Annotated in this window: 19 protein-coding genes; 6 read left to right on the plus strand and 13 right to left on the minus strand. The window is 43.7% G+C overall.

The window, feature by feature from the left end:
- Positions 1–59 precede the first annotated feature (59 nt).
- Positions 60–764: a helix-turn-helix domain-containing protein gene (locus tag ACXAEY_RS16405; RefSeq protein WP_474813438.1), complete on the minus strand. Its 705-nt coding sequence runs from the start codon at positions 762–764 to the stop codon at positions 60–62.
- A gap of 231 nt (positions 765–995) precedes the next feature.
- Positions 996–1,868: a TetR/AcrR family transcriptional regulator gene (locus ACXAEY_RS16410; protein WP_474813439.1), complete on the minus strand. Its 873-nt coding sequence runs from the start codon at positions 1,866–1,868 to the stop codon at positions 996–998.
- Between the two features lie 238 nt (positions 1,869–2,106).
- On the opposite strand from ACXAEY_RS16410, the gene ACXAEY_RS16415 reads away from it, so the two are divergent.
- Positions 2,107–5,157 carry an efflux RND transporter permease subunit gene (locus ACXAEY_RS16415; protein ID WP_474813441.1) on the plus strand — a complete coding sequence of 1,017 codons (3,051 nt, stop codon included), beginning with the start codon at positions 2,107–2,109 and terminating at the stop codon, positions 5,155–5,157.
- Positions 5,158–5,216: 59 nt separating this feature from the next.
- Here the strand turns inward: ACXAEY_RS16415 and ACXAEY_RS16420 are convergent, their stop codons facing one another.
- On the minus strand, positions 5,217–5,420 hold the full coding sequence (locus ACXAEY_RS16420; RefSeq protein ID WP_270180974.1) for a hypothetical protein: 204 nt from the start codon (positions 5,418–5,420) through the stop codon (positions 5,217–5,219).
- A 328-nt stretch (positions 5,421–5,748) separates the two neighbouring features.
- On the opposite strand from ACXAEY_RS16420, the gene ACXAEY_RS16425 reads away from it, so the two are divergent.
- Positions 5,749–6,927 carry a S8 family peptidase gene (locus ACXAEY_RS16425; RefSeq protein WP_474813445.1) on the plus strand — a complete coding sequence of 393 codons (1,179 nt, stop codon included), beginning with the start codon at positions 5,749–5,751 and terminating at the stop codon, positions 6,925–6,927.
- Positions 6,928–7,041: 114 nt separating this feature from the next.
- Here the strand turns inward: ACXAEY_RS16425 and ACXAEY_RS16430 are convergent, their stop codons facing one another.
- The 6 genes from ACXAEY_RS16430 to ACXAEY_RS16455 form a co-directional block, all read right to left on the minus strand.
- A complete protein-coding gene (locus ACXAEY_RS16430; protein ID WP_474813447.1) occupies positions 7,042–7,623 on the minus strand; it encodes a cell wall hydrolase in 582 nt (193 codons plus the stop codon).
- A gap of 137 nt (positions 7,624–7,760) precedes the next feature.
- Positions 7,761–8,063 (minus strand): DUF4306 domain-containing protein, encoded by a 303-nt coding sequence (locus ACXAEY_RS16435; RefSeq protein ID WP_474813448.1) that lies wholly within the window; start codon positions 8,061–8,063, stop codon positions 7,761–7,763.
- Between the two features lie 16 nt (positions 8,064–8,079).
- Complete coding sequence (locus ACXAEY_RS16440) at positions 8,080–8,379, minus strand: hypothetical protein (RefSeq protein WP_474813450.1); 300 nt, start codon at positions 8,377–8,379, stop codon at positions 8,080–8,082.
- 35 nt (positions 8,380–8,414) lie between these two features.
- Entirely contained in the window at positions 8,415–8,867 is a 453-nt protein-coding gene (locus tag ACXAEY_RS16445) for a helix-turn-helix domain-containing protein (protein WP_474813452.1), read from the minus strand.
- Positions 8,868–9,025: 158 nt separating this feature from the next.
- The gene (locus ACXAEY_RS16450) at positions 9,026–9,178 is read right to left on the minus strand and encodes a hypothetical protein (RefSeq protein ID WP_474813454.1); all 153 of its coding nucleotides are present in this window, start codon (positions 9,176–9,178) and stop codon (positions 9,026–9,028) included.
- Positions 9,175–9,873: a nucleotidyltransferase gene (locus ACXAEY_RS16455; RefSeq protein ID WP_474813456.1), complete on the minus strand. Its 699-nt coding sequence runs from the start codon at positions 9,871–9,873 to the stop codon at positions 9,175–9,177. Before ACXAEY_RS16455 ends, ACXAEY_RS16450 begins: the two co-directional genes overlap by 4 nt.
- Positions 9,874–10,090: 217 nt before the next feature.
- Here ACXAEY_RS16455 and ACXAEY_RS16460 point away from each other — a divergent pair, with 217 nt between their 5' ends.
- Complete coding sequence (locus ACXAEY_RS16460; RefSeq protein ID WP_474813458.1) at positions 10,091–10,684, plus strand: DUF6624 domain-containing protein; 594 nt, start codon at positions 10,091–10,093, stop codon at positions 10,682–10,684.
- Here the strand turns inward: ACXAEY_RS16460 and ACXAEY_RS16465 are convergent.
- Positions 10,681–10,941: a hypothetical protein gene (locus tag ACXAEY_RS16465; RefSeq protein WP_474813460.1), complete on the minus strand. Its 261-nt coding sequence runs from the start codon at positions 10,939–10,941 to the stop codon at positions 10,681–10,683. The genes ACXAEY_RS16460 and ACXAEY_RS16465 overlap by 4 nt on opposite strands.
- A gap of 28 nt (positions 10,942–10,969) precedes the next feature.
- Entirely contained in the window at positions 10,970–11,233 is a 264-nt protein-coding gene (locus ACXAEY_RS16470) for a hypothetical protein (protein WP_474813461.1), read from the minus strand.
- A 109-nt stretch (positions 11,234–11,342) separates the two neighbouring features.
- On the opposite strand from ACXAEY_RS16470, the gene ACXAEY_RS16475 reads away from it, so the two are divergent.
- Positions 11,343–11,714, plus strand: coding sequence for a hypothetical protein (locus tag ACXAEY_RS16475; protein ID WP_474813463.1), 372 nt, complete (start codon positions 11,343–11,345; stop codon positions 11,712–11,714).
- A 53-nt stretch (positions 11,715–11,767) separates the two neighbouring features.
- Here the strand turns inward: ACXAEY_RS16475 and ACXAEY_RS16480 are convergent, their stop codons facing one another.
- Positions 11,768–12,097: a winged helix-turn-helix transcriptional regulator gene (locus ACXAEY_RS16480; RefSeq protein ID WP_474814866.1), complete on the minus strand. Its 330-nt coding sequence runs from the start codon at positions 12,095–12,097 to the stop codon at positions 11,768–11,770.
- A gap of 287 nt (positions 12,098–12,384) precedes the next feature.
- Here ACXAEY_RS16480 and ACXAEY_RS16485 point away from each other — a divergent pair, with 287 nt between their 5' ends.
- Positions 12,385–13,602 carry an MFS transporter gene (locus tag ACXAEY_RS16485; protein WP_474813466.1) on the plus strand — a complete coding sequence of 406 codons (1,218 nt, stop codon included), beginning with the start codon at positions 12,385–12,387 and terminating at the stop codon, positions 13,600–13,602.
- Between the two features lie 134 nt (positions 13,603–13,736).
- Entirely contained in the window at positions 13,737–13,862 is a 126-nt protein-coding gene (locus tag ACXAEY_RS16490; protein WP_270180962.1) for a hypothetical protein, read from the plus strand.
- A gap of 81 nt (positions 13,863–13,943) precedes the next feature.
- Here the strand turns inward: ACXAEY_RS16490 and ACXAEY_RS16495 are convergent, their stop codons facing one another.
- Positions 13,944–14,186: a hypothetical protein gene (locus tag ACXAEY_RS16495; RefSeq protein ID WP_270180961.1), complete on the minus strand. Its 243-nt coding sequence runs from the start codon at positions 14,184–14,186 to the stop codon at positions 13,944–13,946.
- Positions 14,187–14,276: the final 90 nt, after the last annotated feature.

Genomic DNA, 14,276 nt, shown 5'->3' on the forward strand with positions numbered 1-14,276 from the left:
CCTTAAACCCATTTTAGATGAATCAGTCTCGCTCATCTTTACTGAGTTTAAGGTTCTTTTTATCCATTCTTCATACTTCTGTACGTTTGCGGCGTAATGCCTTCTTGCTTTACGAACCATCGTGTAAAAGAAGAAGCGTTCTCAAAACCGATCTCTTGGCTCACATATGTGATCGTCCAGGACGTGTTCATTAATAATTTCTTCGCTTCCTTCAAACGTAACTCCGCTATATAGCGCTTCGGGCTCTTCCCCGTTTTCTGTTTGAACCACGCTGAATAATAAGTGGGGTGATAGCGTTCGATTGCAGCTAACGTTTCTAAGCTGATGGACTCTTTGTAATGCCGATGAATATAGTCGACCGATGGAGGGGTAGCGCTCTTCAATTTATTAGCAACATATCTCGTTAGATCTCTTAGTGCTGCTGAATCGTTTTGTTTATTTCGGATTTCCTCTAATAACAAGAAACGAATCGACGTCCACTGCTCATCCATTGGAACATACATGCTTTCTGTCTCCCACAGTAAAAAGTCCGTCGGGATATCTAAAATTAAAAATTCATTTCTCACCGATGAACGAAATTCATGATTATACGACGGTGGAAGGTAAAAACAATGATCAGGAGTGAGGTGTAGACCTTGGTGTTTTGTCGAGATGTCTAAAGAGCCACTCAAAGGAAATAGAAATTGACCAAAGTCATGTTTGTGAGATGTCATATCACTAGAATACGACCGTTTATCACAGACCACCTTGTTCGCTCTCTGCACCTGCATCCCCTCCTCTCTTCGCTTCTGGTCAGAACAAATCTCTCAGTTAAGATTCATTGTAAAGAAAGAACAGAGCCTTTGACAACTAGTATTTCTTCCGGCACGGTGCCTGTCACTCCCCGTTTTTTGTCGCTAACTGTCACATCCTTCTCAACGCAAAAAAGCCACCATCTCTCTTGTACAGAGTGAGGTGTGACTTTTTTCGTTCATTCTTGATGTGAATTCCTCTTTCTAAGGTAGAAGCTGTTCTTCTAATGCTTCGGCTTCAGCTTTTAATTCTACTTCCTCTTTCAACAGTTGAAACAAGCCTTTCATCACAAGCTCATCCGTTTTTGATTTTCTTGATTCCTCCGAGATCCGATCGATCACATCTAGATAGTAATCTCCGTTCAACGAATGGACCTTATCGTATACCGCTTTCCACGCTTCCTCTCTTTTCCCGAACGATGTGAACGCACCTTCACGATCCATTCCAACTGAGAACGGTCGCATCATCTCATCATCAAGAAGAGGGTGACTGTTTCTTGAAAGAAAATCGTTCGCAAGAATATCGATCTGACGGACGATGTGCTGCCCAAGCTCCTCTGGACCGATTGGGCTTTCAGTAGAAATCATCAATCCTGTATAAGAGGTATAGATCGACTGCGTCATCCACATCAAGTCCCATTTATAAGGTGAAATCTGATCACCATATAAGTCGAGCAAATTTCTCTCAAGCCAGCTGAACAGCCTTCCTCTCATGCGGTGCGCCATGCTCTCTAACTTTTCACTACTCTGAGCGGTTTCCCCTCGCATGTGCATTTTCATATAAGACTTGTATTCGAGTATCCCTTCGAACTGCACTTGAAATTGTTTCGCAAACCGCTCATATGGAGGGAGATCATTAAGCCCAATCACAAACGCTCGCTCGAAGACAAGTTGCTGATAATGCTCGTAAATCGAAATGATCAAATCTTCCTTCGATGGAAAAAATGAATACAGTGAGCCTTTCGAAATTCCAACGCTATCAGCAATTTGCTGCATGGATGTATGTGTATAGCCCTTCGCTCCGATGAGCTCAACGGCTGCTTCTAGAATCGCTTTCCTTTTATCCAATTGTTTCACCTCGTTGTTCTCTTTCACGCCACGACATTGACCTAAATTATAACGTCTCTTCCCTGAAAGAGCGAATTCAAATCTGTTATTCCCTTTTCGAGGAGCACATTCATTTCTTGACATCTCCTATTATCTAAGTAAAATGACTAGTGAGTCAAGAAGTTCAAAAGTTTATTTGTAGGTATAAAAAGGGTATACACAACACCATATTGACCAATCGGTCGGAACAAATTAGAGGAGGCCCCAAATGCTAAAGTGGATTCTACAACGATCAAAGCTATTCATCATATTCATCCTATTATTCGTTATCGTTGGTGTATTTACATTTATTCAACTGCCCCAGCGTGAAATCCCAGAAACGACTATCAACATCGGCACGGTGAACACCGTCTACCCAGGTGCCACAGTCGATACGGTGGAACGCTCGATTACAAACCCGATCGAATCATCGATCAGTTCGATCGATGGCATCGCTGAAATCACCTCATCATCAGCAGCCGGTTTTTCTACCATCGTGGTAGAAGTGGCAGAGGGTGAAAGCAAGAAAGAAGTGTTTAGCGATGTTCGACAAGCAGTCTCAGACGCATCCACCTCTTTTCCTGAAGATGCTTTTGAGCCAGAAGTAAACGAATCAACGGCGAAGATGCCGATCGTTTCCTATCATCTAACAAGTGATGATCGAGAAAACCTCCTTTCCATGCAGGAAGAGTTGAACCGCTGGAAAGATGAAGTAAGTGAACTTTCAGGTGTGTCTGGCGTAACGATCAAAGGGCTGCCTGAAGAACAAATCGAAATCGAATTAAGACAGGACGATTTGAAAGAATCAGGACTCACTGTCATCGATGTTCAAAACGCCATCAATAATGAATACTACCCTACCCCTCTTGGTAAACAGGAAATGGACGATGAACTCGTTCAACTTTCTGTCGAAAACTATAATTCTCTTGACCAAATGGAAGAACTTTTCGTAGGGAAAAATCCTGCTGGCGATTCTATCTTTCTAAAAGACATCGCCAGCGTCGAAGTAAAACCAAAAGAACTGACAGATATCATCACATATGAAGGAAAACCTTCTGTCTCGTTCACAGCGTATGTCGAGCAAGGCGAAGACATACCGACTGTCGATGAACGCGTGAGCGAAAAAGTAGACGAGCTTGCGAATGGGTTACCCTCTAACGTTGAATTAGAACCCTATTATTCTCAGGCATCGATCGTGAACGACATTTTTGATGGGCTCTTCCTATCACTTGCGATTTCGGTACTTGCCGTTATCGTCGCGACATCATTAGGTCTATCAGGATCAGGCGCACTTGTTGTCGCACTTGCTGTTCCGATCTCTGTCTTGATGGGCTTCATACCGCTGCCATTTGCTGAAGTTGACCTTAACCAGATCTCAGTGATCGGGTTGATCATCGCACTCGGTATCATCGTAGATGACTCGATCGTAATCAACGACAACATTCAGCGAAGGTACAAGCTAGGTGATAAAGGGATGATGGGTGCTGTTAACGGCGTAAAAGAAATCTGGGTGTCGATCGTGACATCTTCCCTTGCGATCGTGTTTACGTTCTTACCACTCATTTTCTTATCAGGCGGAAACGGTGCATTCATTCGCGCATTGCCGACCGTTCTGATTACAACAATTATCGCATCAACAATCGTCGCGCTTGTTTTCGTACCGATCCTCAGGTACTTCTTAAGCCGCAGGTCCAAGAAGCCGATGTCAGATGCACCAGGTCTTTTAGGGAAACCACTTAACAAACTAGCTGACGTGTATGCAGATAAATTGCTTAAGAAGTTTTCTAAAAAACCGATTCTCGTTTCGATCTTAGGGCTCTTGTTCACGACAGCGATCTTCGGGTTAGTTGTATTAACACCGTTCGAATTCTTCCCTGCAGCAGATAAGGAAGAAGTAACGGTCGACATCACGCTGCCAATCGGAACACCGATTGAAGAAACGCATGAAACACTTCAGGAAATCGAGGAACGCCTAAAAACAGATGATGGCGTTTATGAAACGAGCGTCTTCACAGGGACAGGAACGCCGGGACTTTTCAATAGCTCCCTAAGCAACACTGGAGAAAACACCGGTCAGATCGTAGCGCGGGTCGATCGTGAAAACCAAACGACCCAGGGACTAATCGACGATTGGACTGATACCCTTCGAGAGGAGTTCCCTGATGCTGAAATTTTCATGGAGACGATTCAACAAGGACCACCAGTTGGTGCGCCAGTTACCGTCACCGTTTCAGGTCCTGAAATTGAGAAACTCATCGACCTTAGAGATACATTAACGACCGAAATCGAGAACCTTGAAACTGACCTTGTGGTAGACAATGTTGGCGAATTCGAACCTTCACTCGACTATGTGCCAGATCGTGACGCTCTTGAAGAGAACGGCATATCGGTCAATCAGATCAGCCAGCAGCTGCGACTTGTAACGGCAGGTATTCCGTTAAAAGCGTTCGATAATGGGGTTGTAAAACGAGATATGACGATCGTCCTTGAAGGGGATGAAATCGATCTAACAGAGTTAGAGGTTCCAGCCGCTTCTACAGGCGGTCCACCTGAACTCATCGCACTCGATGAACTCGTAACAACGGAACGAACTGAAAAGCTTCAAGTTATCCCTCATAAAGATGGAGAACGCGCGATCACGCTTCGAGCGTTTCCAGAGAATGAAGAAAATTATGAAGCGAATGTGAAGGAAATCGTAGAGGAGCAGCGTGATGGGCTAGGAGCTGACTACAGCATCACACTCGGTGGAGAAAATGAAGCACAAAGTGATTTCTTCTCAGAAATTACCGTTCTCTTCATTATCGTTCTATTCCTTGTGTATCTGTTGATCGCTCTTCAATTCAACTCACTTTCACTACCGTTCCTAGTACTCGTTGCGGTGTATCTCGCCATTGCAGGTGCGATTCTAGGACTATTTGTTACACAGACTCCGATCAGTTTCCTCGGTGTCATGGGGATGGTATCCCTCACAGGAATCGTTGTACGGAATTCGGTCGTATTGATTGAATTTATCGAGCAAGCATTGAAGAAAGGCATGGATGTAAAAGAAGCTGTCATCGAATCCGGACGCGTTCGCTTACGACCGATCTTACTTACAGCGATCACGTCGATCGTTGCACTGATTCCAGTTGCCGTATCTGGTGACGCACTCTTTACACCACTTGCCGTTACCATCATTTCCGGTATCCTGTTCTCAGCTATCCTTACGCTGATCATGGTGCCGATGCTCTACCTCGTTTTTTATCGTTTGAGAAGAAGGAAAACGGCGCGAGAGATGTAAACTGATTATCATAGAAAAGCCTGAGGAGATGATCCTCAGGCTTTTAAGTATGTACGTATCTATTCACGATCCATACTAAGATTTCTTCGATGATTGGAGTGAATAACTAGATCTCCTACGCCCATCGCGATCAGTCCATTCAACACGCCAAACGAAGGTGCAACCATCAGACCACTTCCACTAAAAAAGCTTAGTAGCAGCATGATTGCACATCCAACGGTAACAACGATCCCTAAACAATATAAGAGTTGTCCTACAAACATATGACTTCCTCCTTTAACAAAAACCTTTCTTTCCAACTCCACTATTGTTCCAAATTTTCCTGAAGAAAACCAGTTGAATTTTGAATTTTATTAACACTTTTATCCATAAATCACTCACGCCAAACCTCACACCCATAAACGATACAGTTGTAGCCCTATCGAACCACAGACTCATTACTTTGAACTACAAAGTTTCCATAACTTTGATGATGAACTAGTTATTAATCATCATCTTCTTCGAACACGGAAGGGCTTTGTAGAAATTTGTTGAATCCTCTCCCTAACCCGAGTGAACCTTCCGGGAATCATTTAGAGGAGTGATCGAAACATGTTAAAGCAAGTCGCTGCACTCGCAACATCTGCAACTCTACTCTTTTCAGTAGCACTACCAGCATCAGCTGCGGAAACGGAAGGAAAAGAAAAACCGTTTACGTATTCGAGCAAACAACAAGTTGCGTCACAAGAATTGATCGTCCATTTTAATGAATCAGTCAATTCTACATATGCGAAGGAAATCGTTAAAAAGGCGGGCGGAAATGTTATCGAAACAACCGATGACTTCTTTGTTGTAAAAGTGAACGGAAACGCAGCTCAAGCAATTAAAGCGCTAGAAAAGAACCCTCACGTTGACTATGCTGAAGAGAACTCCATGTTCCATGTGAGCTATACACCTAACGATCCATTCTTTAGTTCAGAACAATATGCACCACAAAAAGTAAAAGCACCCGCAGCATGGGACGTTTCTCAAAGCTCATCTTCAGTCAAAATTGCGGTCATCGATACTGGGGTTGATTACAACCACCCTGATCTAGCGGGAAAAGTCATCAAAGGATATGACTTTGCAGACAACGACAATGACCCGATGGATGAGCACTACCACGGAACGCACGTATCCGGAATTGCCGCAGCAAACACAAATAACGGCATAGGAATCGCTGGTTTAGCTCCAAAAGCTTCTATCCTAGCTGTGCGTGTTTTAGATGAAAGTGGAAGCGGCTCTCTCGATGACGTTGCACAGGGAATCCGCTATTCAGCAGATCAAGGTGCACAGGTTATCAACTTAAGCCTCGGTGGAATCCTTGGATCTCAAACGCTTAAGGACGCAGTGAACTACGCTTGGAACAAGGGCTCTGTCGTGGTAGCAGCAGCTGGTAACGAAAGTACGCCGAAACCAAGCTATCCTGCTTACTACTCGAATGCGATCGCCGTAGCAGCGACCGACCAAAACGATATGATCGCATACTACTCAAACTACGGAACATGGGTGGATATCGCTGCACCTGGTTCTAGCGTTTACTCTACTATGCCTGGCAATAGCTATGACAACCTTTCTGGTACGTCGATGGCATCACCAGTCGTGGCAGGTGTCGCTGGACTCCTCGCATCTCAAGGACGCAGCGCCTCAGAAATTCGCACTGCTCTTGAAGAAACAGCTGATACCGTGACTGGAACGGGTACTTTATTCCAAAACGGACGCGTTAATGCTGAAGGTGCGGTCAATTACTAATTGGTAAAACTTCGAGGGTGCCATCGTCTGGCACCCTTTTTCTTTATTAGGATCGTCATTTCTTTAGCAACCATAAAAAAGCAAGTCCCCAGAAGAGGACTTGCTTTACCTTAATTATCTTAAGAACACATGGTTCCCAATAACTGTCGTAACTTCTTTGCCTTCTAAATAGCTACTCTGAGCTTTATCAGGGTTATAAAAGAAAAGTGATTCTCTATCATATCCTTGATAAGCGAGCGCTTCTTTTACTGCGCGCTTTGACTCATCGCCTGCTGGTTGCTTGATCGTACCGTTCAATACCGGTGAAAACTGAATGCCATCATGGATGACTCCATGAAGAGTATCTGGGAACTCATCGCTTTGAACACGGTTCAACACGACAGTCGCTACGGCGACTTTCCCTGCGTAGCTCTCTCCTTTAGCCTCAGCTTCTACGAGTCTAGCAAGAAGATCTGTTTCGTAGTCACTTGGCACGACTGGAAGCTCAAGCTTTTCTCCTGGATGAATCTCGTGGGTTGATTTATCGTTCATCGCCTGCAATTGCTTTGCAGGTACTCCGTAATTTGTTGCAATTTTATATAGTGATTCGCCCTTTTGGACGGTGTGTGTGTTTTCTTCGGCAGAACTTTGCGTTGGTAATGAGAATGCTAGAACGCAAGTTGCTGCGATTCCTGAGATCCACATTTTCTTAAACATGCGAAATCTACCTCCTAAAATCAGTCTAGTACCAAAGTAACACAGGAGGCGATCTCGTTTCATTATTAATTCTTTCCAGTCCTTCCAATGTAAAGAATAGTACGTGAAATGGGGCAATTAATCCAATTGCTACCAAGTCACGCCTGTTCTTTCGTTTTGCCTAGCAATCCTTTTACTAATAAAAACAAAACGACCAGTATCGCTAAAAATGAGACGGTGCAAACGATCGTTAAAAACGGTGAGTACCGTAATGCGTAAAGATAATAGTCGATGAGGTAGATATCGGAATGGTCCGTAACAGCGTCAGGCGTAAACACCACTTCCTCCCGCCATTGATCCGAAAACGGTAAGTAACTCGCCGTCCATGATGAAAGCCAAAAAGTATATCCGAAAATCACTACTAGCGGAAACAAAAGTAGAATATGAAATGTCTTTCTCATCACATCCATCTCCCATTCATCTTTTTTTCATATAAAATAGCCACCAAAACAAGATGTAGCAATAGATCGAAACAAGGACAAACGCCCATACTGCGCCATTATGTAACGAGTCAATCAAGTACTCTAATTCAGTTCCTTCCTTTCGTGCGATCATATTGATCGAAAGCAGCAGCGCTAACACAACCAGTATGATTGCAATTGAAGAAAGTGCTACTAATCTCCCCTTAAAAATCATTCTCACTGACATTGTGATGGTCCCAATCAGCGTTAAATAATAGATGATCCAGAACCAGACGGGTAATGTTTCCCCACTCACAATCGACCACCTCCTTGTATGAACGAATAACCGGACTACCCGCTGCTAAGTTCTTCTAACCGCTTCAATCCTTCTTCATGGTCAAATGAGCTAAACCAGCGAAAATGATCATCATCAAGAATTCGAAAGTGCTTACTGATTAGATTCTGCTGCAGAACATATCTCCCTTTCCTCTCCACATCTTTCCACCACACCTTACCACCCATCGTTTTGTCTACTGGATGTTCGATCTTCTTATGAGCGATGAGCTTGATGACTTCAAGAGGCTCATCTCCTAACACGTGCTGCAGTACCTCACTCTGATGAAAGAGTGAGCAAACGGCAACCGTCACCGTCCAGCTTGCGAGCACCCGGTTTTTCTCGATTTGAACGAGCGTTTTCTTCGACGTTCCTAGAACCTCTGCCATCACGTCTTGAGAGTACCCCTGCTCTTGCCTGATCAATCGTAACCTGTCAGAAACCAACTTCATTACTTCTTCTTTCGTCATCTTTACCACCCCGTTCCTTTTTTCACCTTTAGTGTAATATTACACCATTCGTGCGGTGCCTGTCACCACCCGAATTCAGATTGCGGTGCCTGTCACCACCCGGTTTCGCTCGACCATTGTCGAAAGATGCAAAAAAGCTGCTCCACAAGGGAACAGCTTCACAACATTAGATGTTCTTCTCTATCACGATTATTGACTACCAGCCAACCTTCCGCTTCATTTATCATCCAGCCCCCGAACGTATTCAGAAACGAAAGGATCTCTTCTACCTCTTCCGTTGGGTTCACAGCGAAATGCAACGCTTTTCTCATCTCAGGCTCTTTTTCTGGATAATGCTTTGAGAACAGTTCATATGCAGGGTACAAGTCTCTTGAATAAGTACCTTCCTGTTCGATGACGAAAGCGAACCCAACCCACAGCGAATGATCATTTTCATAACCCACACACAGCAATCTTTTACATCCTCAGGATCATCGTTTCCGACTAATTCTTCTTTCGCTTGGAGAATGATCGCCTTTATATGATAGATATGATCGTTCGCGAGCGCTTTGTCCGCCTTATACCGCGGTAACTGCTTCTGGAGGTTTTCTCCGTAGATGCAGATACTATGCGTTTTGATCATGAACGGAATGATTGCGAATCGACTCGTTTCTAATACATCATTTAACGAAAACACGCTCATCTCCACTCCGTTTACAAATGGAAAACGATCGACTACATCCTGTTCAATTTTGTTAACTAGACTCGAACTGAGCTTCTCTCCATCTGACACGGTAATGATGATCGTATCAAGATCTGACACACTTTCGATTCCAAGGCCTCTTGGAACTGAACCTCTTACATAGATGCTGTGAACCTCACTACTCAAACTCGCTAAAACAGCTTCTCGATAATAGGATATCGCTTCCTTAAATGCTGGACTTACGTTTGCTAGTGATGAGGTATTGATGATCCTTCCTTCTTCATCAACACGGCATACATCACCGATCCTTCTCACTTCTTTCACTGAAGCACTCCTTTCTACCAACTTAAACTATGTAAACGATTTACTTAACAAATTCCCCTTGCATTTTTTATCTTCTTTAACACAAAAAAACTCCTAACGATTCGAATTCCTACTATAGTGGTAGTGAAGACTAGTATAGTAAAGAGTAGCTTGTATTCATTATACGATTCAAAAACGGGTATCGTTTCATAACCTTTTCTACCCAAGGAGGACAGTCATGCGGCGCAACATTATGAATGAACTTATACAGATGAAAGAACGTGACCTTGAAGTAAGAGAGCAGCTCTTGCGAGAAGGAGTTCTTTTCGAGGGATACCATATTGAAATGGAGAAAGTGCATATCGAAAACGGCCTTCGATTAACCAACATCATGGAAGAAATCGGCTGGCCGAACGAGGAGAAAGTTGGAAAGGAAGCCGCTGATGCTGCGTGGCTTATTCTTCAACACGCCATCAGCTTACCTCAGCTGCAGCGAAACGCACTTCCCATTCTTGAAAAAGAAATGAACGAAGGATACATCGAACCATTTCGCTTTGCTTATCTCTATGATCGGATTTTATTCTTCGAGGGAAAGCCTCAGCGATACGGCACACAATTCGATTGGGATGAAGAGGGCAACATGCGCCCATGGAAAATAGAGGATGAAGAAAGCATCGAACAAAGGCGAGCGGAAATCGGCCTTCCTCCGATGCAAGAAGAACTCGAACGGATTCAGCATGAGCTAAAAGAAAACAACGTGTCACCCCCTTCTTCCATGAAGAAGCGCATGGCAGAAGTCCATGAATGGCGCGAACGAGTGGGTTGGCTTTAAACGATTAGAGTCCAAGCGAGGTACAGAGAAATAAACGAGACAGCAAACATAACCATGGACACGAGTCGACTGTGCCTCAGCTTTATGCCATACGTAATAAAGAAAATCGCTGCAGCAAGCTTTGCGATGCTCTGCAACGTACTAGAGAAAGCTGAACTGCTGAATACAATCGCCGTAAGGAACGTCACGATGATCACCACTTTAAACCAAAGAGGTTCTCTCATAAAAGATTTAAAAAACCATGTGATCCTTCCCATCATAACCTCCTCTTTAGGTTCACTTGTCTTATCCCATTATAGTCGAAAGAAACTGAAAGAATGTGAAACATCCGAATGAAGCGAGACTAAAGGACAGGACAGCAAGTGAAAGAAGCGGGTGCTGACTTCTTGGTTGAGAAAGATAGATAATGGAAAGTAAGATTCCAACGATAAACGATAGGACGAAAAGTCCATCGATCGCGAAAGAAAACTGAATGGTAGATCCAAACAATAAATTTAATAAGTAGATACTGTTTACGAGCAGTAAAAGAGTCAACACTGTTCGTTTCATCATAACCTCCTCAAACACGTCTTACTAATAAGGACGGATATAAGAAGATAAAGTTTCATCAAATACAATATGGTAATATCAGGGTAGGACACGATTGAGGTGAGGAGCTATGAAGAAAAAAGGATTTCTACTACTACGAAAATTATTGGTCGGAATAATTACGACAATTACCGCAACAGCACTTTTTGCAGGACTCAGTCAAACCGCTTTCTCGTTAGGAGAGTTCACCTCTGACTTTAAAAACTGGTTTCCATATTTCTTTTTGGGAATATTCCTTTATGGTGTGTGGGCGTCCATCCTTAGCGATTCCCTAGCAAGGTCCATGGCTTATACGACAAAAAATCCTGAGTGGATTCTCTCGTTCATCATTCACTTTTTAGCAGGTACCGTTCTCGGGGCAGCCAGCCTCATTTCTGCAATCCTCTTTTTTATCATCGATCGCGTTGTTCAACGAAAATGGCACGCCAAATTCGCGAAATAAGAAAAAAGGGGCTCTTCCTAAAGTGGAAGTGCCCCTCTATTGTATATCCCGTTCTATTCTAAAACATCGCAGCCATTCTTCTTAATGTAGCCATCTCCCCATGCGCACATCGCATCGAGGATCGGTTTTAAAGACCAGCCGTAATCTGTTAACGAATAGATCACTTTTGGCGGGACTTGATCAAAAACTTTGCGATTCACAACGCCGTCTTCCTCTAGTTCACGCAGCTGCTGTGTGAGCATTTTCTGCGTGATCTTTGGCATAAGTTTCTTCAATTCACTCGTACGTCGCTCTTTCTCGATCAAATGACACATAATAACGACTTTCCACTTCCCTCCGATGACATCGAGAGTCGCTTCTACCGAATTGTTATATGGCATGATGGTTCCTCCTAAGGTACTTTTTTGCACCTATGATCTATTTAGGTTTGTACACGTCTAATTAACGTTAACTAAACTAACATACCGGTAGTATATCCGAAAAGCAAAATGGTTTCTACAGGTACTTACAGGTACCTATAGCACCTCGAGGTTCCTTTATAACAATAAAGTGCGTACTTCACGGCAAGAAGCGTATGTCGCATAATAGTTTTTGCAGAGAGGACGTGGCTTCATTTCGGCGCCGAACCACGTTCACTCAAGAACTTATTTTGCTTTTAGGAGGACGATCCATGAGTTCACATACATTAGAAAAGAAGAAAGGAGGAATCGCAGCGCTACTCGCACTCGCGATTTCTGCATTTGGAATTGGGACGACGGAGTTCGTTCCAGTAGGCCTACTAACTACGATCTCTGATGACTTAGGCATCTCGATCACGTTAGCAGGGTTATTGATTTCCGGCTATGCGCTCGGGGTTGCTTTCGGTGCACCTATTTTAACCGCATTAACAGACCGGATGAATCGAAAAACATTGCTCATGTCACTTATGGTTATTTTTATTCTAGGAAACGTCGTTGCTGGTATGGCAACCTCTTTTACACTTTTATTAATCGCACGAATCATCACCGCTTTCTCACACGGAATCTTCTTCTCGATCGGCTCAACGATCGCAGCGGACTTAGTACCTGAAGATAAGCGTGCGAGCGCAATTGCATTTATGTTCACAGGGTTAACGGTCGCAACCGTTACGGGTGTTCCACTCGGTACGTTTATTGGGCAAACGTTCGGCTGGCGCGCAACGTTCCTAGGTGTCGCGATGCTTGGAGTGATCGGCATCATCGCGAGCGCGATCCTGGTACCAAAGAACTTAAAAGAAGCACCACCTTCAACATTTGTCGATCAACTAAAAATCGTAAGCTCTGGCCGTTTGCTTCTTGCGTTCGCGATCACCGCACTAGGCTATGGAGGAACGTTCGTTGCATTCACCTATTTAACACCACTATTAGAAAACGTGACTGGTTTTAGTTCCAAATGGGTCAGCGTGATCTTACTCGTATACGGTCTAGCCGTTGCGGTCGGAAACGTGGTCGGCGGGAAGGCGTCCAACAAGAGTCCGATCAAAGCACTCTTCTGGATGTTCATTCTTCAAGCGATCGTACTGGTGGCACTAAGCTTCACTGCACCGTTCAAAGTGATCGGTCTTACCACGATCGCTCTCATGGGTCTATTCGCGTTCATGAGCGTACCAGGCCTACAGCTGCTCGTTGTAAACCTGTCAGAAAAATATGTGCCATCTGCAGTGAATGTGGCTTCAGCCATGAACATCGCAGCATTTAACATCGGTATCGCGATCGGCTCATTCGTAGGCGGACTCATCGTTGATTCAATCGGCTTGATCCACACCTCATGGATCGGCGGCGTCATGGTAGCCGGAGCCGTACTCTTAACAGCTTGGCTTGGTAGATTAGAAAAAAACTTACAAAGTCAACTTTACAAAGCAAGTGCCTAACATCGAAAGGAAAGTTCCTCGTGGAACTTTCCTTTCTTTTTACTTTCCAACACAAACTTTCTTACTACAACCATTTATAGTACAATCACAACGAATGGTATGAAACAACGAAAACACATCCAGAGGAGTTAATCATGAAACCAGCTATTCTAGCACTTTTTCTAGTACTGATCGTTCCAATAATCGTTGTTTATAAGAAGATAAATGAACACGATGCGATTTTAGAAAATAGACTGAAGGATCGTACAGGGATTAGGTAAAATTTGAACGTAGTGAACGTTATACTGAACATCATTCCGATTAAAACGGTCAGTGGCGAGTGCCTCTGACCGTTTATTATTTTATGGTGTTTTTTTAGTAACCTTTCTAAATTTATACTCTCCATGAAACCAGGTGCCCGTTCCATAAGTAGTCCCAAATATTAGTCCAGTTGTTGTATAATCTGTGAAATGATTGAGTCCTCCATGAAAGTAAAGGTCTATGCCCGCTTCCACTAATGCAATACCCATTCCGCCTAAAATGATTCCGTAAAAAAGGATATACTTCCACATACCCAACTTTCGAGTCTCACTCCATTCATTCAAGAACGCTTCTTCCTTAAAAATAATCGTCACCCGCTTTTCAGGGAATTGTACTGTTTATAACTGTTAACCAGAGAGCACCCATCGTCATTG

This window comes from Anaerobacillus sp. ABA4_114 (assembly GCF_056159065.1).

Excerpts from the sequence above, each read along its gene's own strand:
- ACXAEY_RS16415 (WP_474813441.1), top strand. The coding sequence starts at position 2,107 with ATGCTAAAGTGGATTCTACAACGATCAAAGCTATTCATCATATTCATC.
- ACXAEY_RS16420 (WP_270180974.1), bottom strand. The coding sequence starts at position 5,420 with ATGTTTGTAGGACAACTCTTATATTGTTTAGGGATCGTTGTTACCGTT.
- ACXAEY_RS16425 (WP_474813445.1), top strand. The coding sequence starts at position 5,749 with ATGTTAAAGCAAGTCGCTGCACTCGCAACATCTGCAACTCTACTCTTT.
- ACXAEY_RS16430 (WP_474813447.1), bottom strand. The coding sequence starts at position 7,623 with ATGTTTAAGAAAATGTGGATCTCAGGAATCGCAGCAACTTGCGTTCTA.
- ACXAEY_RS16435 (WP_474813448.1), bottom strand. The coding sequence starts at position 8,063 with ATGAGAAAGACATTTCATATTCTACTTTTGTTTCCGCTAGTAGTGATT.
- ACXAEY_RS16445 (WP_474813452.1), bottom strand. The coding sequence starts at position 8,867 with ATGACGAAAGAAGAAGTAATGAAGTTGGTTTCTGACAGGTTACGATTG.
- ACXAEY_RS16450 (WP_474813454.1), bottom strand. The coding sequence starts at position 9,178 with ATGAGAAAAGCGTTGCATTTCGCTGTGAACCCAACGGAAGAGGTAGAA.
- ACXAEY_RS16460 (WP_474813458.1), top strand. The coding sequence starts at position 10,091 with ATGCGGCGCAACATTATGAATGAACTTATACAGATGAAAGAACGTGAC.
- ACXAEY_RS16465 (WP_474813460.1), bottom strand. The coding sequence starts at position 10,941 with ATGGGAAGGATCACATGGTTTTTTAAATCTTTTATGAGAGAACCTCTT.
- ACXAEY_RS16470 (WP_474813461.1), bottom strand. The coding sequence starts at position 11,233 with ATGAAACGAACAGTGTTGACTCTTTTACTGCTCGTAAACAGTATCTAC.
- ACXAEY_RS16475 (WP_474813463.1), top strand. The coding sequence starts at position 11,343 with ATGAAGAAAAAAGGATTTCTACTACTACGAAAATTATTGGTCGGAATA.
- ACXAEY_RS16485 (WP_474813466.1), top strand. The coding sequence starts at position 12,385 with ATGAGTTCACATACATTAGAAAAGAAGAAAGGAGGAATCGCAGCGCTA.
- ACXAEY_RS16490 (WP_270180962.1), top strand. The coding sequence starts at position 13,737 with ATGAAACCAGCTATTCTAGCACTTTTTCTAGTACTGATCGTTCCAATA.